Origin of the sequence: Corallococcus interemptor, assembly GCF_003668875.1 — a bacterium.
Taxonomy (GTDB): domain Bacteria; phylum Myxococcota; class Myxococcia; order Myxococcales; family Myxococcaceae; genus Corallococcus; species Corallococcus interemptor.
On record NZ_RAWM01000009.1, the window covers coordinates 38,776 to 60,628 of the forward strand.

The 21,853-nt window shown below is 69.9% G+C and carries 17 protein-coding genes and 2 tRNA genes; 12 read left to right on the top strand and 7 right to left on the bottom strand.

Annotated features, from left to right (window positions below):
• Window positions 1-167 precede the first annotated feature (167 nt).
• The 4 genes from D7X96_RS05405 (at window position 168) to D7X96_RS05420 (ending at window position 4,632) form a co-directional block, all read left to right on the top strand.
• Window positions 168-560, top strand: a complete 393-nt coding sequence (locus tag D7X96_RS05405; protein WP_121769158.1) for a hypothetical protein — start codon at window positions 168-170, stop codon at window positions 558-560.
• A gap of 212 nt (window positions 561-772) precedes the next feature.
• Window positions 773-2,218, top strand: coding sequence for a hypothetical protein (locus tag D7X96_RS05410; RefSeq protein ID WP_147468243.1), 1,446 nt, complete (start codon window positions 773-775; stop codon window positions 2,216-2,218).
• 122 nt (window positions 2,219-2,340) lie between these two features.
• A complete protein-coding gene (locus D7X96_RS05415) occupies window positions 2,341-4,353 on the top strand; it encodes a zinc-dependent metalloprotease family protein (RefSeq protein WP_120546202.1) in 2,013 nt (670 codons plus the stop codon).
• A gap of 78 nt (window positions 4,354-4,431) precedes the next feature.
• Window positions 4,432-4,632, top strand: a complete 201-nt coding sequence (locus tag D7X96_RS05420) for a hypothetical protein (RefSeq protein ID WP_147468244.1) — start codon at window positions 4,432-4,434, stop codon at window positions 4,630-4,632.
• Window positions 4,633-4,716: 84 nt separating this feature from the next.
• On the opposite strand, the gene D7X96_RS39490 is transcribed toward D7X96_RS05420, so the two are convergent.
• Window positions 4,717-5,463: a hypothetical protein gene (locus tag D7X96_RS39490; protein WP_147468245.1), complete on the bottom strand. Its 747-nt coding sequence runs from the start codon at window positions 5,461-5,463 to the stop codon at window positions 4,717-4,719.
• Window positions 5,464-5,687: 224 nt separating this feature from the next.
• On the opposite strand from D7X96_RS39490, the gene D7X96_RS05430 reads away from it, so the two are divergent.
• Complete coding sequence (locus tag D7X96_RS05430) at window positions 5,688-6,995, top strand: DUF4082 domain-containing protein (RefSeq protein WP_121769162.1); 1,308 nt, start codon at window positions 5,688-5,690, stop codon at window positions 6,993-6,995.
• Between the two features lie 208 nt (window positions 6,996-7,203).
• Here the strand turns inward: D7X96_RS05430 and D7X96_RS05435 are convergent, their stop codons facing one another.
• Window positions 7,204-7,560: a GatB/YqeY domain-containing protein gene (locus tag D7X96_RS05435; RefSeq protein ID WP_121721868.1), complete on the bottom strand. Its 357-nt coding sequence runs from the start codon at window positions 7,558-7,560 to the stop codon at window positions 7,204-7,206.
• 128 nt (window positions 7,561-7,688) lie between these two features.
• Between D7X96_RS05435 and D7X96_RS05440 the strand changes: the two genes are divergently transcribed.
• Window positions 7,689-9,848: a DUF4082 domain-containing protein gene (locus D7X96_RS05440; RefSeq protein ID WP_244219453.1), complete on the top strand. Its 2,160-nt coding sequence runs from the start codon at window positions 7,689-7,691 to the stop codon at window positions 9,846-9,848.
• Between the two features lie 38 nt (window positions 9,849-9,886).
• Here the strand turns inward: D7X96_RS05440 and D7X96_RS05445 are convergent, their stop codons facing one another.
• Window positions 9,887-12,157, bottom strand: coding sequence for a hypothetical protein (locus tag D7X96_RS05445; protein ID WP_121769164.1), 2,271 nt, complete (start codon window positions 12,155-12,157; stop codon window positions 9,887-9,889).
• A 415-nt stretch (window positions 12,158-12,572) separates the two neighbouring features.
• A complete protein-coding gene (locus tag D7X96_RS05455) occupies window positions 12,573-14,330 on the bottom strand; it encodes a SulP family inorganic anion transporter (protein WP_121721865.1) in 1,758 nt (585 codons plus the stop codon).
• Window positions 14,331-14,504: 174 nt separating this feature from the next.
• Here D7X96_RS05455 and D7X96_RS05460 point away from each other — a divergent pair, with 174 nt between their 5' ends.
• Both D7X96_RS05460 and D7X96_RS05465 read left to right on the top strand, forming a co-directional pair.
• Window positions 14,505-16,001 carry a HAMP domain-containing sensor histidine kinase gene (locus D7X96_RS05460; RefSeq protein ID WP_120546193.1) on the top strand — a complete coding sequence of 499 codons (1,497 nt, stop codon included), beginning with the start codon at window positions 14,505-14,507 and terminating at the stop codon, window positions 15,999-16,001.
• On the top strand, window positions 15,991-17,418 hold the full coding sequence (locus tag D7X96_RS05465) for a sigma-54-dependent transcriptional regulator (protein ID WP_120546192.1): 1,428 nt from the start codon (window positions 15,991-15,993) through the stop codon (window positions 17,416-17,418). Before D7X96_RS05460 ends, D7X96_RS05465 begins: the two co-directional genes overlap by 11 nt.
• Here D7X96_RS05465 and D7X96_RS05470 read toward each other — a convergent pair.
• Both D7X96_RS05470 and D7X96_RS39895 read right to left on the bottom strand, forming a co-directional pair.
• Window positions 17,402-18,739, bottom strand: coding sequence for an amidohydrolase family protein (locus D7X96_RS05470; RefSeq protein WP_121769166.1), 1,338 nt, complete (start codon window positions 18,737-18,739; stop codon window positions 17,402-17,404). The genes D7X96_RS05465 and D7X96_RS05470 overlap by 17 nt on opposite strands.
• On the bottom strand, window positions 18,736-18,906 hold the full coding sequence (locus D7X96_RS39895; protein WP_158626557.1) for a hypothetical protein: 171 nt from the start codon (window positions 18,904-18,906) through the stop codon (window positions 18,736-18,738). The genes D7X96_RS05470 and D7X96_RS39895 overlap by 4 nt, the downstream gene beginning before the upstream one ends.
• Window positions 18,907-19,231: 325 nt before the next feature.
• On the opposite strand from D7X96_RS39895, the gene D7X96_RS39900 reads away from it, so the two are divergent.
• The 4 genes from D7X96_RS39900 to D7X96_RS05490 all read left to right on the top strand — a co-directional run bounded on the left by D7X96_RS39900 (window position 19,232) and on the right by D7X96_RS05490 (window position 20,806).
• Window positions 19,232-19,555 carry a hypothetical protein gene (locus D7X96_RS39900; RefSeq protein WP_158616115.1) on the top strand — a complete coding sequence of 108 codons (324 nt, stop codon included), beginning with the start codon at window positions 19,232-19,234 and terminating at the stop codon, window positions 19,553-19,555.
• A gap of 77 nt (window positions 19,556-19,632) precedes the next feature.
• Window positions 19,633-20,259, top strand: a complete 627-nt coding sequence (locus D7X96_RS05480; RefSeq protein ID WP_147442596.1) for a hypothetical protein — start codon at window positions 19,633-19,635, stop codon at window positions 20,257-20,259.
• 385 nt (window positions 20,260-20,644) lie between these two features.
• A tRNA-Val gene (locus D7X96_RS05485) sits at window positions 20,645-20,716 on the top strand.
• Window positions 20,717-20,729: 13 nt separating this feature from the next.
• Window positions 20,730-20,806: transfer RNA gene (locus D7X96_RS05490), tRNA-Asp, on the top strand.
• Between the two features lie 81 nt (window positions 20,807-20,887).
• Here the strand turns inward: D7X96_RS05490 and D7X96_RS05495 are convergent.
• Complete coding sequence (locus D7X96_RS05495; protein ID WP_121769167.1) at window positions 20,888-21,688, bottom strand: hypothetical protein; 801 nt, start codon at window positions 21,686-21,688, stop codon at window positions 20,888-20,890.
• Between the last annotated feature and the right edge of the window lie 165 nt (window positions 21,689-21,853).

Sequence of the window (21,853 nt, forward strand, 5' to 3'; positions counted from 1 at the left end):
CGGCGCGTAGGATTGAACGGGGCACGCTCCGCTTCCCAGCCCGTGGAGCAGCCAGCCCCGATGCGTGGCATTCCGGGAAGAGGGGGAAAGGGTAGATTCCGCACCCCACGCGGTTCTGCTCTTCCCTTTTCCTCGAAAGCCTCCCGGAATGAAGCGCTCCTTCCAAGGTGCGCCGCTGCCGCAACCGCTTCCCGCTGCCCTGCAACAGCGTGCAGACCCGCCCGGAGTACCACTGGTGGGAGGACTTCGGCGTGGCCAATGACAAGCAGAAGCGGACCTTCCTGGCGCAGCCGCTCAACCCGGGCCGCGACAACGTGCGCCACCTGGTGTTCGTCATGGCGGGCCAGCAGGACGGCGACATGGCCTCGGGAGTCACCGGCCAGCAGGATGGCTTCAAGGGCCCCTTCGACAACAACGACGGCTCCGAGTGGGCTTCCGTCAATGCCAGCTCACTGGCCAGCCGCCTCGTGGAGGAGCTGTATCGCAGCCCGAACGACACCTTCATGGGGCTCGCGTTCGACGCCCGCTTCAACTACGGCTGCAACCGGTTCGGCTGCTGAGTGCGCCTGGACGACCCGGTTTCGCTGCCCGTGCCGTATGAACGGTGATGGACTCTGGCTGAGACTTCTGTCCCGAGTCCATCCACGTCGTGGAGGTGGTGCTCAAGACGGGCTGCTGCTCCCGGAGTGACGAACTCTTCCGTCTGGCATTACAGTCTTGGCCTGGAGGTGGACGCTTGAGGATGCACGGTGCGCCACGGGTCTTGCTCTGCATGCTGGCCATCACGACCGCCGCGTGTGCCGCGGGCGCCCCCTCCCGAGGCGCCACAGGCGTCTACGCGGCGCGGCCACCGCCCCTGGCGGAGCGGCTTGCCGGTCCCCCCTGGTCCTGGATGGAGCCGGAACAACTCGCGCCCGACACGGGCTCGCAGAGCGATGAGGAGCTGCTTGCCTGGCTCATCTCGGCGGACCGCGCCCAGCGTGCGGAGGCGCAGGTGCGGCTGCTTCCCCGGGGTGAATCGCTGCTGCCCGGGCTCGAGTCCCTGGCCGCCGGTGCCCGAGATGACGAGGCACGGTCGGCCCTGCTCGAGTTCATCCAGCTCCTGACGAGGCGAAGGGTCCACCCCGAACTGCTCGGCGGCCATCCGGAGCTCAGCGCGCTGAGCGCGAAGGCCGTGGCCCGAGGCCAGGGGCTCGTGGCCTTCTGGGAGGTGGAGCCCGCTCCACGCGAACTCATCGAGGAGCAGCCGGTGGTGCTCTGCGGCAACGATGGCCGCCCCGTCTCACGGCTGCGCATCGAGGGACGGAGGCTCCAGGAGCTGAGAGACAAGCTGGCAACGCTCGGCGGACTGGCGCTGCCCGGTGTCGAGCGGCTCCTGGCGTCACCCTCCGCCACCGTCCGTCTCCAGGGAGTCGTGCTCACTGCGGCGCTGGGACTTCGCCCGATCCAGGCGACGCTCGAACGGCTGCGGAATGATCCAGGAGAGGTCGAGCTGGATGCGCGTTACGAGGCCTCGGACCTCGCCGTGAAGGCGGGCCGGGCGTCGTGGCGGTCCAGGGTTTCAATCTCCCAGCGAGCGTCCCTGGTGGCACGGAGGCTGGATGCAGTTGGGCGGCAGGTCCGTGAGGACGACAAGCCGCTGTACCGCATCGAGGATGGAATCGTGGAGTGGCTTGGCGGCATACGGAAAACCGGGGCGGCGGATGACAACCCGAGCCTCTTCGACATGCTGTCGGGGGATCTCATCAACGGTCTTCGCCAGGGTGGCGGCATGGACGCCACGGATGCGCAGCAGTACTGGAACCGGGTCAGGCCAGCGTGGCGCTTGTTCTGGATGACGGTCGGCGCCAGGGTGGATGACTACAGGCGGGAGGACTGGTTCGCGCTCCTCGACAGCCGGAACGGCTACCAGCTCCGCCAGGAGCCTGGCTCCGGAGATGAGGCCGTCCTCCGCATTGAGGCCCCCGTGGGCGTGGAGGCGGAGGTTGTCGCCTTTCCCACGGTCCCCAACGACGCGGTCGTGGTCCAGCGGGGAGTCCTTCCCCTCACACTTTCTTTCAAGGAGCCGGTCTACACCCTCGGCATCCGGCTGCGGTCGGGAGGGGACTGGGTGGACTCGGGACCGTTCTTCGCTCCGCGCAAGGGAGCCCGGATGACGGTCTGGCTGCAGCCGGAGTTCTTCCAGCGCTACCTTAAGGAGCGCGCGGCGCGGCGCTGAGCTGCTTGAAATCCGCGTGACAACTTCGACGGATGCATTGCGCACGCGCGAAGCCGCGGGCACAAGGCGCGCGGCGGTTGCCAGGCGCACTCCCGTGCCGGCCACCGTTCCCCGGAGGGGAAATGTCACGCTTGTGCATCATCGTCGCGGCCGTATGGCTCGCGGCCTGTAACACCCAGGTTGCCAGCCCAGCGGAGCAGGTGGTCCAGGGTGAGCTCGAGGTCCGGGTCGTGGACGCGCCGTCGTTCACGGCGTCTCATGAGGAGTATTTCCTCGTCGTCGGAGGCCAGCGCCTGCCGCTGGCCTTCACCGGTGGCGTACCGGAGGGTCTGCGCGGCGGTCAGCGGGTGACGGTGCGCGGGGCCCAGGGAGGGCAGCGCTTCATGGCCCGGACCGTGGAGGTGGACCGCCACGCCTCGGCCATGCAGGCCACTTCGGGCGGGTGCGGCGTCACGGGCGTGCAACGCAGCCTCGTCATCCTCGCGGCCTTCCCGGGCATGCCCCAGCCCGCCGCCACGCCGCAGGGCATCCATGACGCGTTCTTCTCCACCACGCAGCGCTCGCTGGCGACCTACTGGAGCGAGGTGTCCGGGGGCCGCACCACGACCACGGGCGCCGTGCGGGGCTGGTACACGCTGGACCGCGCCTATTCCTGCTCGGAGACGGACGCGATGCGCGACGCGGCCGTGCGGGCTGCGGACGCGGACGTGGACTTCCGGCAGTACGACCGCATCTTCATCGTCCACCCCAATCCCTCACAGGGCTGTGCCTACGCGGGACAGGCCACCTTGTCCTGCGGGCAGGTCGCGACGGCGGATGGCACCGTGACGGCCTCCGTGACCTGGCTCGTCGCGGACTGGATGACGAACCACGACACCGCCGTGAAGCTGGTGACCCATGAGGCCGGTCACAACCTGTCACTGAACCACGCGGGCTCGCGCGACTTCGGCGCGGAGCCGCTGGGCATGCCGGGCACCCTGGGGACCATCGACGAGTACGGGGACCGCTTCTCGTCGATGGGTGATTGGAACCTGGGCCACTACGCGGCGCCGCACAAGGCGCGCATCGGCTGGCTGGCGTCCTCCTCGGTGGCCCGGGTGGATGGCACGGACGGCACCTTCACGCTCGCGCCGGTGGTGGCGTCCGGTGGCCTGAAGGCGCTCCAGGTGCGCAGGCGCCCGGGCGTCAACGACTGGCTGTGGGTGGAGTACCGCCGGCCCGTGGGGCTCTACGAGTCGACGCTGGCGTCCCAGGTGTTCGGCGGCGCGCTCATCCACCTGGCGGACGCGGACACGCGGGATGGCACCCACCTGCTCGACTTCACGCCGGGGACGTCCTCCTGGAACGACCCGGCCCTGCTGCCGGGCACGACGTGGAACGACCCGTACAGCGACCTCTCCCTCACGGTGGATGCGGCGACGCCTACGGGGCTGACGGTGCGCGTCCAGTACCGCACGACGACCTGCGTGCAGGCCGCGCCCGAGGTGCGGGTGACGCCTCTGGCGCCGGCCATCTGGCCCGGAGCGCGGCCGGAGTTCGCGCTGGAGTTGATCAACCGGGATTCGGCCGGCTGCGGCCCGAGCACCTTCCAGCTGTCCCCCATCGTTCCAACGGGCTGGGGCTTCGACCCGCTGCCCGCGCAGCGCACGCTCGCCGCCGCCAGCTCCGGCATGCTGGGCCTCCAGACGTATGTGCCCTACAGCGCGCCGCTCGGGCTCTACGCGGCGGGCGTCACAGTCACGAGGGGCAGTCAGAGCGTGCAGGGCACGGCCACGGTGGAGGTCGTCGAGCGCTGCATCGCGACGCCGCCCACGCTGACGCTCTCACCGGCGAATGTGACGGCGGCCCCGGGAGAGGACGTCACGTGGACTGTGAGCGTCACCAACAACGACTCCGCTTCGTGCAATTGGGTCTGGTACGACTTCGGATCCACGCTGCCGGAAGGCTGGGACACGGCCTGGTCCGAATGGGGCGTCAACCTGCCGCCGGGCGGCGACTCCACCTTCACGATGACGAAGACGGTGCCTCCAGGCGCGCGAGGCACCCACACGGTGGACCTGAGCATCTACCAGGAGGACTTCGGCCTCGCGGCCAGCGCCACGGCCACGGTGAACGTGGCCAGCAGCGCACGGTGACGGAGGCGGCGGTGGGATGGGCAACCGTGGCAGAGTTCGCGGTGGCCGTTCGACGTCAACCCATTCCGGGAGGCTTTCATGAGAGGCTTTGTGAAGAAGACGGGACAGACCCTGCTGGCCGTCGTCGCGGGGACCGCATTGTCATTCAGCGCCACGCAGGCCCTCACGCCAGCCCCGGAGGCCCCCGCGTCGTACGAGTGCTCCGCCTGCATCGCGCAGTGCATCGAGCTGAACTTCAGCTCTGGCTGGTGCACGCGCACGGAGTGCTACTGCTACTGAGCCCGTGGCCCTGAGGCTCCGCCCTCGGTGAACGGGCTGGAGGGGGCCACCCGGCCTCCAGCCCGTTCTCGCCGCTTGCTTCTGCTAGAGGAAGGGCAGGAGTGCTTCAATCGTTTCCCAGTTCTTCGTCCATTTTTGGTGAAACGCCTGGCAGTGTTCGCAGGGCTCCGGAAGTGCCTGGGTGTTGGGAATGATGGATGTTTCGATGAAACAGTCGAACAGCTTCTGAGCCCTGAGGCCGCCGAGGATTCCCGTCTCAGCGAACGAGTGATACCGCATCTGGCTCAGGAGCATTTCCAGTCGCTCCTTGCTGCGAGCCAGGCGGCGGATGGTCGCTCCGTTGGGCCCCGCCAGATGGTCTTTGGCTGACTTGAGCGTTACTCCATTGTAGGTCTTGTACTTGGAAGCACCGCCGTTGATTGCCTGCTGCCCAGGGTGCTCGCCGAAATCCAGAATGTTGCATCCATTGGCTTTCAGGTATGGGGCCAGCCGCTTTGCTGACGGGGCCAGGGCGATGACGAGCGGCGCGTCTTTGACTTCAGACAGCAGGCGCTTCTTGTTGGCGTCCGTGTCCACGTCGCTGACGTTTGGGCTGGTCTTGTTGTTGCTATCGCTTTTGTACAGGGCTTTGCTGTACGCATTGGCGATCCGGTACTGGTACCGGCAAGTAGACGGGAAGACTTCTGGAAGCAGACTGTGGAGGGACGCCAGGATGCGATTGAGGGCCAGCCCTGTATCGCCAGTTGCTGGGCGTTTCGCTTTCTCCTCATCCTTTCCTGGCGCTGCCAGGATGAACGCAGGCAGCCCGGCTACGCCGTCGTTCCGGTGCATCTCGTGGCTGCAGTCATACGAGCATGGGCATTGCATCGTCATTCCTCATGGCTACAGCGACATGATGCCAGAACCAGGTGCCTTCTCCAGTCAGGGGGGCACCAGGCATGGCCCTGGCTTTGCCAATCAGAGGATTGTTTTTTCTGGAATCGGAGTAGACATGCGTGGGGCGCCCCCGCGCCGCCTGTCATTCGCGTCCGCCCCGCGCGGACGGAAGGTCCCTGATGAAGCGGATTGAAATGCTCTCCTCGCTGCTCTGCGTCCTCCTGCTCTGCGTGCCAGGGCTCGCGCGTGCGCAGACGACCGCCTCGCTGTGGAGCGGCACCACGGCGCCGTCTCCCGCGCAGCTCGATTCGGACATCACGCCCGTGGAAGTGGGCGTGCGCTTCCAGAGTTCGGCGTCCGGTGTCCTCGACAAGGTTCGCTTCTACCGGGATCCCCTCGTGCCCCTCTCCCGGTGCGAGGTGCACGTGTGGAGCGCGAGCGGCGCACTGCTCGCCACCAGCGTCTGGGTGGGCGAGGGCGGGCCGCACGGGGGTTGGGTGACGCTGGATCTCTACCCGGACATCCCCCTGGCGGCGGACACCGAGTACGTCGTCTCCTACTTCGCGCCCCAGGGGCGCTACACCGTCACCGAGGACTTCTTCGCCAGCGGCTACAGCGCCGGAGTCCTGTCGGTGCCCGCGAGCGGCGGCGTCTATGCCTACGGGCCGAGCGGCACCTTCCCCACGGAGACGTGGAACAACTCCAATTATTGGGTGGAGCCGCTGGTCAAGATGTCGCCTCCGGAGACGCCGCTTTTCGCGCGGGCCTATCCCGGCAACAACGCCGCCGCGGTGCGCTGGGATGCCGCGTCGGGGGCGCGGACGTATTCAGTCCTGCGCGCCACGGCCGAGGCCGGGCCGTACCAGCAGGTGGCGTCGGGCCTCACGCGGACTGCGTGGCTGGACACCTCCGCCACGAATGGCGTCGCGTATTTCTACCAGGTGCGCGCGTCCAACACGTACGGCACCAGCGCCGCGTCGTACCGGGCCCCGGTGACGCCCGCGCCCACCGCCTATCGCCTGTGGCAGACACCGCCCTCCGGCGTCTTCGCGTCCGATGACACGGCCGGCGTGGAGCTGGGCGTGCGCTTCAAGAGCGAGGTGCCGGGCATCATCGACGCCGTGCGCTTCTACCGGGACCCGGGCGCGCCGCTGGAGGAGCGCGTGGTGCACCTGTGGGACGCGCAGGGCGTCCTGCTGGCCACGGGCATCTTCGTGGGGGAGGGCGGGCCGGGCAGCGGCTGGCAGACGGTGGACCTGTATCCGGACGTGGCCGTGCAGGAGAACACGCCGTACACCGTGTCGTATTACGCGCCGGCGGGTGGCTACACCGTGGCCTCGCAGGCCTTCGTCATCCCGTACTACGCCCAGCCGCTGCACGTGGAGGCGGACGGTGGCGTCTTCGCCTACGGGCCCGAGGGCACCTTCCCCACGCTGAGCTGGGAGAGCTCCAACTATTGGGTGGAGCCCGTCTTCCGCGTCCGCTGAGCTATCGTTCAAGAAGGAGCCCTGCACGAACCCAAAGCGTGCGGTCGTGGCCTGTGTCGCGGTGCTGCTCCTCGCGGGCTGCGCTCACGAGCCGGAGTCCTCCAATGCATCCGCCTGGAACCCGCGAATGTCGAATGCCGGGACCCCCTGGAGCAGGTCCAGCGCGCCATGTCCCCGTGATGGGAACACGTCCGGGCCCGGAGCGCGCTCAAAGCGCCAGGAGCACCTCCACCTGCGTCTGAAGCAGGCGGGCCTCTTCCTGCCTGCCGAGCTGGAGGTAGAGCGCGGCCGCGTCCCGGCGCTCCTGGATTTCGCGCTGGATGAGCGCATCCACCGTCTCCGGAGACAGGAGCAGCCGGGCCACTTCGCCACTGCCGAGGCCCACCGTGCCGCCCGCGATGCCGCCACCGGCCGGTGCAGGCGCGACGCGGATGTCGGGCGCCTCGGCATTGTCGATGGCGGCGAGCGCTTCCCGAAGCACCGCGGAGGCGGCGGCGTTCCGGGTGCGCAGTGCCTCTTTCATCGCGGCACGCAGCGTGGTCTTCCATTCAGCGACGGTCCTCATTTGCATACGCTAACCAGGAATGGCCCTTCTTCCATGAAATCGTGATGTGTGAGATTCCATCGCCAGTCTTTCCCCCCCAAGGAGTCTCAATGCTTCGACATGCATCACGATGGGTCACGACGTGGGTCGTGGGTTTCACCTGCCTCCAGCTGGGCTGTAATCCTTCTCAGCCGGAGACACCGCGCACCGACGAGGCCGCGCAGCCGCTGCTGACGGGGGAGCGCGCCCTCTTCGGTGACTCCGCGGTGCCGGCCGTGGCGGCCGCGAATGACAGCGGCGCGGTGGAGCTGGGCGTGCGCTTCCGCAGCGACGCTCCGGGCCGCATCATGGGCGTGCGCTTCTACAAGGGCGCGGGCAACACCGGCACGCACACCGGCAGCCTGTGGACGGCGTCCGGTTCGCTGCTGGCCACCGCCACGTTCCAGAACGAGACGGCCTCCGGCTGGCAGGAGGTGCGCTTCGCCACGCCGGTCACCATCTCCGCCGACACGAACTACGTCGTCTCGTACTACGCGCCCGCGGGGCACTACGCCGTGACGAGCAACGGCTTCGCGTCCGCGCTGGATGCGCCGCCCCTGCACGCGCCCGCGAGCGGGACGGGCGGCGGCAACGGCCTCTACCGCTGCGGCACGAGCGGCTTCCCCGCCGACAGCTACCAGGCCAGCAACTACTGGGTGGACGTGGCCTTCCAGCCCAATGACACCACGCCCCCGGCGGCGCCCACGAACGTGGCGGCGACGCCCAACTCGCCGACCGCCATCGACCTGACCTGGTACGCGTCCGTGGACGGCTCGGGTGAGACGCAGGGCAACGCGCGCTGGCACCTGGTCTACCGGGGCAGCCAGCTCATCGCGGAGCTGCCCGGCACCACCACGAGCTACCGCGACACGGGCCTGACGCCCTCCACCGCGTACTCCTACTCCGTGCGCGGCCGTGACGCCGCCGGCAACGTGGGGCCCGCGTCCGCCACCGTCACCGCCACCACGCTCGCGAGCACCAGCAACTGCAACCCCTGCAGCTTCTGGAACGTGGTGACGGGGGATCCGCACGGCATCAACGGGGACGCCACGCCGGCGGAGGTGGGCCTGCGGTTCCACTCGGACGTCGCGGGCACGGTGACGAAGGTCCGCTACTACAAGAGCGGCGCGAACACCCCTCCGGCCGTGGGCCACCTGTGGAGCGCCACCGGCACGCTGCTGGGCACCACCGTGACGGCGCCCGTGGAGAGCGGCTTCGGCTGGCGCGAGCTGGCGTTCCCGACGCCGGTGAGCATCGCCGCGAATACGACCTACGTCGTGTCGTACTTCGCGCCCGGGGGCTACTACGGCATCACGTCCAACTACTTCACCAGCGCGGGCGTGGACATGCCGCCCCTGCACGCCCCGTCCGCCCTGACGCCGGGGGGCAACGGCGTGCGCCATCTCAACGGCAGCGCCTTCCCCACGGAGACCTATTACAACGCCAACTTCTGGGTGGACGTCGCCTTCGTGCCCGCGACGGGTGACGCGTCCCCGGTCGACGTGTCCGTGCGGCATGACTTCCCCGCCGGGACGGGCGTCCGGGGCGAAGCGCTCGACTACGACATCACGGTGACGAACCACGGCACGCGGACGGCCACCAACCTCACGCTCGACGTCCCCGTTCCCGCCGGACTCGCGCCCTTCGCCTTCTACCCGACCACGTCGGCGGGCTCGTGCGGCTACTGGACCAACGACGTCATGCACTGCGAATTCACGAGCCTGTCCGCCGGGCAGAGCGCCGTCGTCCGCATGACGCTGGTGCCTTCCGTCGCCGGCACGTTCCAGTTCCAGGCCATCGTCACCGCCTCCGAGACGGACAACGTGCCGGGCAACAACACGAGCACGCTGAGCATCCCCATTGGCGCCTCGACGAACCTGGTCACCTTCGATGGATTCGACGGCGCGGACGCGGCCATCACCGGTGCCCACGGCCCCTTCTACTTCGTGCAGAACAAGTGGTACCTCGGGTCGCCCTGGGGCGGGTTCACCACGCAGAGCATCTCGTTCAATGGCGGGGGCGTGAACCAGGGGCAGCTGAGCATCTACGGGGCGCGCACCGTCGTCGGCCTGGATGCCTTCACCTGGGACTCGGGCGCGACGCTCACCCTGAGCTGCTTCAACCAGCCCACGCGCACCTTCAACCTGACGCCGGGAGAAGTGACCCACGTGGTGACGAACTGGCAGGGCTCCTGCTCGTCCGTCACCTTCGCGACGTCGAACGGCTGGGACACGAACTTCGACAACATCCAGCTGTCGCCGCTGCCTTGATTCGTTGATGCGTTGATGGGGACGGCCCCCTGAGGTGTTCAGGGGGCCGTGCCCAGGGCCCAGTGGCGATTCAAGGTCCACCCCAGGAAGCACCGGGCTCCCGGGGGCGCGTCCTTCATCCGTCCTCCGCTCACCACGTGGCGCAGCCCGAGCATGGCGGGCGCGAGCCGCTGGGGCAGCTCACCTCCGCGCTGCGAGAGCCGGGCCTCCACCTCCTGGAGGAAGGCCGGATGGGTGGCCTCGGGCCGCAGCGAGAGGAAGAACAGCATGTGCCGCCAAGCATAGGCGGCGTTCTTGAGGTTCCGGAGCCTGGAGTGGTACCCGGGCGGCCGCGCCTCCAGCAGCTCGCACACGCGCGTGAAGCAGCGGAGCGCCAGCGCCTCCAGCTGGGGTTCGAGCACGGGCCGCAGGTCCAGGGCCTCCACCAGCGTCGCCAGATTGTGGGTGGTGAGGATCTGCGCCTGCTCGATGATCCGTCCGTTCGCCGCGGGGCTCCACCGCGCGCTGTCTTCGCCATCCTTCGCGCGGGCCGTGCACAGGGCCGCGAAGGCCTCCGAGGTCCTGGCCTCATGCCTCGCGTGCTTCGAGGCGTTCATCTCCCGCAGCCCGGAGGGCAGGTCGTAGTAGCGCGCGTACAGCGTCCCCGCGAGCAGCTCCTGCGCCTGCTGTGCGGCCTCCAGGAACTTCTCCGTGAAGGTGCCCATGAAGATGTCCGCGGCCAGCTCGTCCACCACCGGCACCTGGAGGCCGGCGCTCTTGAGCAGGGCCCGGACCTCCTGGAGCAGCTTGTTGGGCAGGAGCACCTCCGGGAACGCGCCCAGCGTGAGCCGTAGCAACTGCTCCAGGGTCTGCCTGGATGCCGACTCCTGCGTGAGTCCTTGCTTCCGGTACGCGTCGATGGCGGCCACCCACGGCAGCTCCTCCAGCTTCACCTGGGACTCCAGGTTCAAGAGCAGCAGCGAGCGGCGCCGGCGGAAGGCCGTGTACAGGGCCGCGTAGAGCGCGCGCAGGGAGGGCTGCGAGATGCCGAGCGCCCGGACCTGCGCGGACAGCTGCGGCACGACGCGGGCGAGCGTCTCGCTGGAGCGGATGAGGCGCTGCTCGACCAGCGTCTCCACGGGGGCGTTCAGGGAGAGCCGCACCTTGCGCTCGATGCTGGCGGGGATGGCGAAGCCCTTCACGGGCGCCATCAGGGCCTCGAGTGAGTCGAGCCCGGCATCCCCGGGCAGTCCGTCCAGCCGGCGCAGGGTCTCCCGGGCGAAGTCCACGACGCTCGGGCGCTCCAGCAGCTCCCGCTGCTTCGTGCGAAGGGCGTCCAGACGCTCGGAGCCCGGAAGGCCACGCGCCTGGGTGATGGCGTCGAGGATGCCGCGCACGCGCCGCGCCTGTCCTGGGAGGATTGTCATGCGCGCGTGGACGACGTCCTTGAGCACGGTGAGGAGCCGGCCGAAGGAGAGCTGCGGCTTGCGGGGCCAGGCGCAGAGGGTGTGCTTCGTGAGCGCGCCGTCGATGTCGGAGAGCAGGGTGTGCGTGCGCTGCTTGAAGTCCGCGTCGAGCTGGAAACCCAGGGGCGCTTCGCGCAACGCCCCCGCCCAGAGCGCCACGAGGCGGTCATACAGGGGCGTCCAGACCCTCGCGGACTCCCACTGGCGCTGGAGCGCGGGGCGCGCGCGGACCTGCTTGAGCGCCGCTCGCGTCGCTTCCACCTCGCGCACATGGACGAAGGCCGTGTCCGACTGGGGCGTCGTGGCCGGCACCGGGTAGAAGCGCAGGCGCGGGAAGAATGGCGCCAGCTGGTCGAGCAGGCTTCGCGCGCGCTCCGCCTGATCATGGTCGAGCAGCCACGCCACGACGAGCAGCGCGCCCTCCTCGGGGACCTGGATGCGATAGCCGCCCGTCTGGAGCATTCGCCGCAGCTCCGCGAGCCCCTCCTCGCCCAGGTACCACGCGTTCAGCACCGCTCGCGCGCTGCCCGTGTCGTCGTCCCGTTGGAGCCGGGACAGCAGGGCCTGCTCATGCGGTTGCAGGTCCCCTTCCGCCAGCAGGCGCCCGGTGGCGAAGCCGCCCTTGGCGACCTCCAGCGTCGCCCAGGAGGGGACCTCCGCCACGGGCACGCGGGAGCCGATGGCCAGCGTGCCCTGGAGCATGCCGGAGAAGACCTCCGTCCAAGCACGCACCTTGTCCTGCGCGCGGGCCCGCGCTTCCGCGTCCGGGTGCTCCTGGGTCGTCTGGAGCGCCCGGGCCAGCTGCCCGAGCGGATACTGCGTTCCAACGACTACCTCGCGGCTGCCATCATCCTTGCGGTCCACCGGGCCCCCTCGCGGCCAGACATTGCGTCGGCCACCGACAGTTTCACCCGGGAGGTTCCTGACAGGGAGCCCGATTCCACCTTTGAGCCGCCCCGGACCTGGTGGTCCGTCGGACAGCAGCCGAAGGTGTCCTCGTCGTGCTCACGCAGGTGGGCCGAGGCGCCGGGGATGGGCAGGCAGAGCTCGATGGTCTTCGAGCCCGGCTGGTCGGGCGGCGCGTGGTGGCAGATGCGGACCTTGTCGCCGTGGGGGCCGCAAGCCACCGGGCAGTGAGGAGGCGGGCAGTGCGGCCCGCCGTCATGTCCACCGCCCTCACCGCCCATCGCGGACACCTCGTTCTGCGGGGAGAAGGAATCCGACAGTTCCTCCTCGGTGCTCGCTACGGCCTGGCCGCAACCCACGGACAGCGCCACGCCTACAACTGCGCGGAGTGCGCGGGGCGGGAGACCGGCTCCATGGACGCGTGCGCGGGGTGGACGACCGGCTCCTCCATGGGGGCGGGAGGCATGAGGCCCGCGCCCAGCAGCGCACCCTCGAGCGAGCCGTGCAGCCGCTTCTCGAGCAGGTGCTGCGTCAGCGGCTCCATCGCGGCCTCCAGGTGGGGCGGCACCTTCACCAGGGCCAGGTGCGAGCCTCGCACGGCGAGGAACTCCGCCAGGTACTGGAGCGTCGCCACACCGGCGGCGTCCACCAGCGACACCCGCGCCAGGTCCACGACCACCAGCTTCGCCCAGGGCGGACCCTCGACGAGGTCGTAGAGCTTCAGGTGGTTGATGAACAGGATGGGCCCGTCCACGCGCGCGACCAGCAGGTCCAGCGCCTCGGGGGCGTTGGGCGCTTCCGGCGGCTGCATGTGCAGGCCGCGCTGCAGCTGCGACACGTCCTCCACCCGCTGCACCTCCAGCCGCAAGGCGCCATGGCGCCGCACGTAGAGGAGGCTCGCCAGCGCGAGCCCGGCCCCGATGCCGGCGAACACGTTGAACACTGCAATGCCCAGCGCGGTGACGAGCACCACGCTCAACGTCGACTTGGACTGATTCCACATGGCAACAAGGCCCTCCAGATTGAGCAGGCGCACCCCCACGACCAGCAGGATGGCGGTGAGTGCGGCAATGGGGATGCGAGCCACCAGCGACGCGAGCATCGCCATGGCCACGAAGAGCCACAGGGCGTGCAGGACGGAGGCGGCGCGGGTGCGGGCACCCGCTTGAATGGACGCGCTGGCGCGCACGATGGCGCCCATCACCGGGAAGCCGCCGAACACGCCGGCCGCCATGTTCGCCAGACCCTGCCCGATGAGGTCCTGGTCCAGGTCACTGTGCGTGCGCGCACCGGTGAGCGCATCAAGAGAACTCGTCGCGAGCAGCGAGCCGAGCGACGCCAGCAGCGCGAGGCCCAGGGCCGCCGGCAGGAGGCTCGCGAAGTGCACGCCCTCGAAGGACGGCAGCGAAGGCATGGGCAGCGAGCGCGGCAGCGCGCCCACAGCGTCGTAACCCGCCCCGAGCGTGACCATCAGCACGGTGCCGAGCGTCAGCCCCACCAGCACCGCGGGGATGCGCTTGTGCACGCGGGGCAGGGCCACCATGGCCAGCGCCGTCAGGGCTCCGGCGGCGACCCCGAGCCAGCCCACGTGAGCGCCCCAGGTGCGCTGGGTCACGAGCGCCACGGCGTTCGCGTGCGTGTCCTCCACCGCGAACAGCCTGGGCAGCTGTGTGTTGAGGAGCAGGAGCCCGATGCCCACCGTGAAGCCCATCACCACCGGGCGGGGGATGAGCCGCGCGAAACGCCCGGCGCGCACGAGCCCCAGCACCACCTGGATGGCGCCCGCGAGCACCGTGGCGATGGCGAGCCCCGCGGCCCCATGCGCCGCCACGATGGCCGCGGCCAGGGGCAAGAGCGCCGCCTCCGGGCCGGTGACCTGGTAGCGGCTGCCACTGAGCAGACCGCCCACGACACCCGCCACCACACCGGAGACAAGGCCCACGCTCGCGGGCAGGCCCGCGGCGGTCGCGAGCGCGACGTTGAGCGGCAGGGCCACGCACGCCACGCTGAGGCCTGCGGCCGCGTCGGCTGGCAGGCTGCTGGGCTTCACCATCTCGCGCCAGCTTTGGAGGAGCTCGCCCGTACGCCGGGTCGAGAAGGGTCGCTTGGAGAGAGCGGTCGTCGAACGCATGGTGGACGGCCTCTTACAGATGCCGTGCCACGGGCTCTCCCAGAGGGAAGCGGATGCCGCCTGTCGGTCCAGCCCTTCAGCCCTCCTGTCGGCTCCGGCCGACACTGTCGGGACCGGCGGACGGCCGTGCGAAGGGCCGGGCCGCGCCCTCGGGCGCGCGCTAGATTGCGCGCCATGTTGGTGCTTCGACTGCGCGCCCGGCTCCTGTTGTCCTACGCGGTGGTGACCGCGCTGCTGGTGGCGGCGTTCTCACAGATGGCCGTGGGCCTCATGCACACCCACGAGGTGGTGGCGAGCGTGGGGCACGAGGAACTCGCGGCCTTCGAGCGCGAGCAGCGCGTGTACGTCGCGGCCTGGGCGCTCGAGCTGGCGGTGCGGCGGGGCGTGGTGGCCTGCGAGCAGCACGAGGACAGCGCGGCCTCCGTGCACCGCGCTGTCGCCAGCGCACGCCAGGACCTCCAGACCGCGCTCGGCGCCGGCACGGAGCAGCTGGAGGCGGGCTTTCGCGCGAGCGCCCAGGACTACGTGCAGTACGCCCTGCAGCTGGAGCAGGCCGGCACCTGTGAGTCGATGCTGTCATTTCCCCTGAGGGAGCGGCGGCTGCACCTGGACGAGGTCCTGACCACGGTGTGGTCCGAGCGCACGCGGGACATGCGCCTGGCCATCCAGGCGAAGGAGGACCATGCGCGCTCCATCGGCTCGGCGGCGCTGCGCTCCGGTGGGCTCTTCGGCCTGCTGGGCATCCTCGCCGCGGGAGTGCTCGCCCTGTCGCAGGCGCGCGCGGTGTCGAACTCGGTGGCGCTGCTCTCCACGCATGCGCGCCGCATCGGCCAGGGGGACTTCAGCCCGCTGCCTCCATTGCGCGGCCCCGAGGAGTTGCGCGCGCTCTCGCTGGACCTGGACCGCATGCGCGGCCGCCTGGCGGAGCTGGATCAGCTCAAGAGCGCTTTCGTGGCGTCGGTGTCCCATGACCTGCGCACGCCGCTGGCCCGGGTGCGCGAGGCGCTGTCGCTGCTGGGGGATGGCAGCACGGGGCCCCTGACGACGCAGCAGGCGCGCGTGGTGAAGCTCGCCCAGGCGGCGTGCGAGCGTGAGATCCGCATGGTGACGTCCGTGCTGGACCTGTCGCGCGTGCAGTCCGGCCAGCCGCTGCAGCGCAATGCCGGGGCCTCGGTGGAGCAGATCGTCCAGAACGTCCTCCAGGACCTCGCCTTCGAAGCGGACGAGCGCAAGGTCCAGCTGGTGTACGAACCCGCCGCGAAGCCCGTGCGCGCGCCCATGGATACCGCGCTCGTTGAACGCGCCCTGTCCAACCTGGTGAGCAACGCCATCTCCGTCTCCAGCGCGGGCAAGACGGTGCGCATCTCGTGTGAGCTGGTGGGCCGCAAGCGCCCGGGCGCCGCCAGCTCCGTGCCGGCGGTCCAGCTGTCCGTTTCGGACGAGGGCCCGGGCGTGCCCGCGCACGCGCGCGAGTGGATCTTCCGCCCCTTCGCGAGCCTGGAGGTCGGCGGGCGCCGCAGCACGGGGCTGGGCCTGACCATCGCGCGTGAGATGATCACCGCGCACGGAGGCGAGCTGTCGCTCGCGGAGACCTCCGGGCCTGGAGCCACCTTCATCTTCTGGATTCCCCTCGAGGACCCCGCGTCCCCTGGAGCCCGCCTTGACGCCTGAACCCACCGGCCCGCAGCCCCACGTGCTCCTGGTGGACGATGACCTCCAGTTGGCGGAGCTCATGTCCATGCGGATGACCTCCCGCGGCTACCGCGTGACGGTGGAGGGCGAGGGCAAGGCCGCCCTGCGCAGGCTGTCGCAGGAGCGCGTGGACGCGATGGTGCTCGACCTGCGCCTGGAGGACATGGACGGCATGGACGTCCTGCGGGCCGTGCGGCAGCGGGCCCCCGAGCTGTCCGTCATCATGCTCACCGCGCACGGCTCCATCGAGACCGCGGTGCAGGCCATGCAGGAGGGCGCCTACGGCTTTCTCACCAAGCCGTTCCACGACCACGAGCTGATGCAGAAGCTCACGCACGCGCTCGAGCGCTCGCTCTTGCGCCGCGAGGTGGCCGAGCTGCGGCGGCGCATGGGCGAGGACGGTGAGCCCCTGCTCCTGGGCGTCAGCGAGGCCATCTCCCGCGTACGCGAGGTGCTTGCCCGCATCGCCCCCACGGACGCCACCGTCCTGCTCACCGGCGAGAGTGGCACCGGCAAGGAGCTGGCGGCGCGGATGCTCCACGTGCTCTCACGCCGCAACGCGGAGCGCTTCGTCGCCGTCAACTGCGGCGCACTTCCTCCGGAGCTGCTGGAGAGCGAGCTGTTCGGTCACGTGAAGGGCGCGTTCTCCGGGGCCGTGCGCGAGCGCGAGGGCCTGTTCGGCGCGGCCAACGGCGGCACGCTGTTCCTGGATGAGATTGGCGAGGCGTCCCCGTCCGTGCAGGTGAAGCTCCTGCGCGTGCTGCAGGAGCAGCGGCTCACGCGCGTGGGCGCGGACGTGGAGGAGCCCGTGGACGTGCGGGTGGTCGCCGCCACCAACCGGGACCTGTCGGAGGAGGTGGCCGCGAAGCGCTTCCGGCAGGACCTCTACTTCCGGCTGCACGTGGTGCCCATCGAGCTGCCGCCCCTGCGCGAGCGGGTTGAGGACATCCCGCTGCTCGCGCAGCTCTTCCTGGAGCGCACGGCGAACCGCTATGGCCTGCGCCCGCCGCGCCTGGCGCCCGCGACGGTGGAGCTGCTGCAGCGCTATGGCTGGCCCGGCAACGTCCGGGAGCTCATCCACGAGATGGAGGCCGCGGTGCTCCTGGCCGGCGCGGACGAACTGCAACCGCGGCATGTGCCCCGGCTGGGGCAGGCGCTGGAGCGGGCCCCCGTGGAGAGCACGCAGCTGCCTGGCGTCCCCGTCGGGACCGGGGACCTGCCCTCGCTGCGCGAGGCCCGCGACGCCTTCGAGCGCGCCTACCTCGCGGAGGCCATGCGCCGCAGCAACGGCAGCGTCAGCGCCGCGGCGCGGATGGCCGGGCGCAACCGGAGCGACTTCTACGACCTGCTCAAGCGGCACGGCCTGTCCGCCGCTGACTTCAAGGCGACCTCGTAGGACGCGCGTCCAGGACCACCTGTCCGTCCTTCATCACGAAGCGGACCTGCATCAGTGCCTGGAGGTCCTTGAGCGGATCCCCCTCCACCGCGAGCAGGTCCGCGCGCTTGTCCGGAGTGAGCGAGCCCACCTGGTCCTGCATGCGCAGCAGCTCCGCGGCGTTCACGGTCGCGGCGCGCAGGATGTCCACGGGTTTGAGCCCCGCCTCGGTATAGGCGACGAACCACTTCACGCTGGCCTGGCCTCGCGTCATTCCTGGCATCACGGTGTACATGTCCGAGCCCGCGGCGATCCGGACACCCGCGGCCACCGCGCGGCGAAGGCGCTCCTGGGCCCTGGCCATGTTCTTCCTGCAGCGCTCCTTCATCTGGCGCCGGCGCTCCGCGTCGCCGGTCTGGGTATCGAAGAAGTCACACGCGTCCATCGGGCCATCCGTCGGCACCAGGAAGATGCGCTTGCGGACCATGGGGGCCAGCACGTCATCGGGGAGGGAGTACCCATGCTCGATGGAGTCGGCGCCCGCCTGGACCGCGATGCGGATGCTCGCGTCGGTGGTGGTGTGCGCCGCCACCGGACGCTTCATGCGGTGGGCCTCCTCGACGATGACCTTCAGCTCCTCCAACGAGAGGAGGTTGTGCCCGTTGTCGACGATGACCTTGATGCAGTCCGCGCCGTCCACCAGCGCCTGCCGCACGGCGCGCCGGGCCTCCTCCACGCCGGAGACGGTGACGTACTCCTGCTCGATGAGGGGTTGGGCCGGAGGCTGGAGCGTGGGGAACTGCCCGCCCTGGGGCGCGAGCGCGCGGGTGCAGGCGGAGATGCGCGGGCCCTGCACCCAGCCCCGCTGGATGGCGTTGCGCAGCGCCACATCGCCGTTGACCCCGGAGTTGCCCACGTCGCGCACCGTGGTGACACCGGCCTCGAGCATCTCGCGGCCCAGCTTCGCGCCCAGGAGCGCGCGCTCGGCGGTGCTGCTCTGGGCGACAGGGGTGAGGAGGCCGCCTCCTTCGTTCGACGGGTCGACGTCCAGCAGCAGATGGGAGTGCGCGTCGATGAGCCCGGGCAGCAGCGTGACGTCGCCCAGGTCGATGACCCGTGTCCCCGGGGGGATGGAGAGGCCGCTGCCCACGGCCTGGATGGTCGTGCCTTCGATGAGCACGACCGCGTCCGGAAGGAGCCGGTCGCTCTTCCCGTCGAAGAGCCGGGCGGCGCGCAGGGCGGTGCGCGTGGGCGGCGTCTGGCCCCATGACGGCAACGAGACGCAGCACAGGAGGAACGCTCCAAGGACAGTCGTCAAAAGGCGTCGGGAACGGCGGCTCATGATGATGGCAGCCGTACCACGAAGCCCGTGCTGTCGCCGAGTCCCAGCAGGAGCAGCTCCAGGGTCTGGCGCTCGCGCGGCGCGAGCCGCACGCCCAGGATGCGGCACATGCCGGAGCGCAGCGGAGGCGGCGGGGATAGAAAGCCGAGGCCCGTGCCGGTGTGCACGGGGCATCCGCCCGAACCGACTCAAGGAGCCCCAGCCCGTGGCGAGCGAAGGCGAACAGCAGCCGGAGCAGACCTTCACCGAGGCCATTCTCGGCAAGGGGACCCTCTCCGCGAATGGGATGAAGGGGTGGCTTCAGCTGCCCGTCAGTACGCGCGTCGTGGTGGCCACCGCCAGCTTCGCGGCCCTCCTGTTCCTGCCGTACCTGGGAGACGCACTACGGCGAGGTGGCTCGGATGATGATCGAGCGCCGCGACTACGTGTACCCCTTCTGGGAAGGCGCGCACTTCTTCTTTCGCCGCGCGCCCGCTGTGGAGGGGGGACCTGGTGACGCTGGTGCTGCTGGCCTGCGGCGCGTACCTCGCGTTCGACGCGTTTGCTCCGCGCGCGAAGCAGAAGGCGTCACCGGGCGCCCGCGCGGTGTCGCTGCTGCTGCTGTCCGGCGCGGCCACGCTGGGCGCGGTGGCGTCGCGGGCGCAGGTGTCCGCGGAGGCGCTGCTGGGGCTGGCGTTCCTGGCGGTGGCCGGCTTCCTGGGCTGGCAGTCCTCGCGCCCGGGCATGGAGGGCCGCTCTTCGCCGCGGCCGGACCAGGTGGTGACGCCCGTGGACCGGGACATCAACAACAAGTTCGTGCTGGTGACGGTCGATTGATGCGTCTGGGATTGAGGCGCGTGGCCGGTCGTCACCGGCCGGGGTCTCCTGGCTTTGGGTGACAGGAGATTCCCATCATGCTCAGACCCCTTTCGCGTTCCGTGACCGCTGTCGCGTGTTCCCTCATCCTGTCCCTGGGCCTCACGGCTTGCGGTGATGACGACATCAGCTCCGACGAGCAGGCCCGCCGCGCGTACCTCGGGCTGGACCCGTCCGTGAGCAAGGCCCTGCAGCTGGGCTTCGCCGGCTTCAACGCCGCGTCCAGCGCGAACATCCCGGCCCAGTCCACGGCGGGCGCCGCCTCCGGGACGCTGGTGGTCACCGGGCAGGTGGACCAGGGCAGCTCGGCCAACAAGGGCATGCGCCTGCGCATTGGCATGACCGGGTACTCCGATGGCGAGATTGCCCTGGGTGGGGACGAGGACCCGGTGAACATCACCTACGCTTCCAGCACGGACACGGCGGCGCAGCCGGAGCTCACCCTCCAGCTGCGCGACATCCCGGGCGGCACGTTCACCGGGACGCTCAAGGGGCCCTTCCAGATGACCGGGGACCTGGAGGGCAGCGTCACCCTGGACCTCACCCTCACGGGTGAAATCGAGGACGACGGCACCGGCCAGGTCCGCCGCACGCCGGGCAGCACCCACGTGACGGGCACCGCCACGTCCGGTGACGGCGTCTACACCGTCGACGTCACGCGGTAGCGGCCCCGCCCACCGCCAGTCCGGCCCCCTGCCCGCCAGGGCAGCCGGAAGCCCGGCGGGTTGGAATGTCGTTTCCTGAAAGTCACGAACTCCCCGTCAGGATGTCAGACGGCCTCCGTATGTTGTAGGGCATGGAGGCGATGATGCAGACGATGTTGGTGTTCGTGCCGGTGGCCCTGCTGGTGGGCGCCGTGGTGATGATTCCCCGTTCCCGCCGCCGCGTGCGCCGGTGGAAGGTCCGGGCCTAGCAGGCGGATCCGCGGTCGTCGGATCCGCCCCCCGCCGAGGGGGCAGAGCGCGATTCAGGTGCCCCGAAAACAGATGCTTGACGGGGGCGGATGGGGACGGTACAAGCCGCCTCACTGAATCACGGCGGGGCCGCGCAGGGCGGATAGCTCAGCGGTAGAGCGGCGCCCTTACAAGGCGATGGTCACAGGTTCAATCCCTGTTCCGCCCATATAGATTTTTGTGGGGAGTTAGTTCAGTTGGTTAGAACGCCGGCCTGTCACGCCGGAGGCCACGGGTTCAAGTCCCGTACTCCTCGCCACTGAGAAGGGCCCGGAATCGAAAGGTTCCGGGCCCTTCGCTTTTTCAGCCGCCATCATGGACAGCGGCCGTCCGCGGGCCCTCAGGGGCTGGAGGGCGGCGGCCAGACGGTGATGGGCTTCTGCGGCTCGCCGCGCGCCTTCACCGGAGTGGCGGGCTGCTGCGCATCCCGTGGCTGTGACGCGGGGACGGCCTCTTCCGCGACGTGGGGTTTCGACGCGGGGACGGCTTCTTCCGCGACGCGCGAATCCGCCGGACGTTCCTCCGTGAAGGCCACGGGCCGCCCGCCGCACTGGAGCCTGCGCACGCTGTTGAGGGTGTTGACCCCGCGCCTTCCCGCGAACACGTCGTCCTCCCCGGGCATGAGCAGGCTGGCCCGCGCGTTCGCATCCAGGACGTCCCGGGCCGTGGGGGCGGACACGAGGGCCCCCACGAGTCCCACCACGCCCGCGACGAGCCCGGTGACGCCAGCCACGGAGGCGGCGGTATCATTCTTGTCCACGAGCGCGACGGCCGTCCCGAGCCCCGCGGCGATTCCCCCCAGGCTCCCCAGGCTCCAGTACAGGCTGTGCCGTTGCGCGGCTTTCACGGGCTCGAGGCGCTCTTCATGTCTGCGCTGGAGCTCGGGTTCGCCCAGCCTGGCCCACAAGCCTTCGAGCGGCTCGGGTTGGTCCTTGCCCACCTTGAAGACGCCGATGCCCTCGTAGTCCTTGAAGTAATGGACCTGGTAGTTCCCGACGCCGCTCTGGGCCCTCGCCTCGATACGGGCCGGCGCGAGGTCGTACCAGTCCTCACTCTCGCATGGCGTCCGGGGCTCTCCGTTGGGCAGCGCCAGGGAGCGCCCGATCCGGGCAGGCCTTGGCGTCCCGCAGCCCACCAGCACGGTGCATCCGCAGCAGACAAACACTCCAATGATGCGTTTCACAGTCACAGGCAGCCTCGTTTCGCGGCAAGCGCCAATCGAGGGTGGGAGCCACCTCCCCCATGGAGGCTCCGACCGGACCGCACGGTATGAACAGGAGTTGCCAGCCCCCCCGGGCCCACTCTC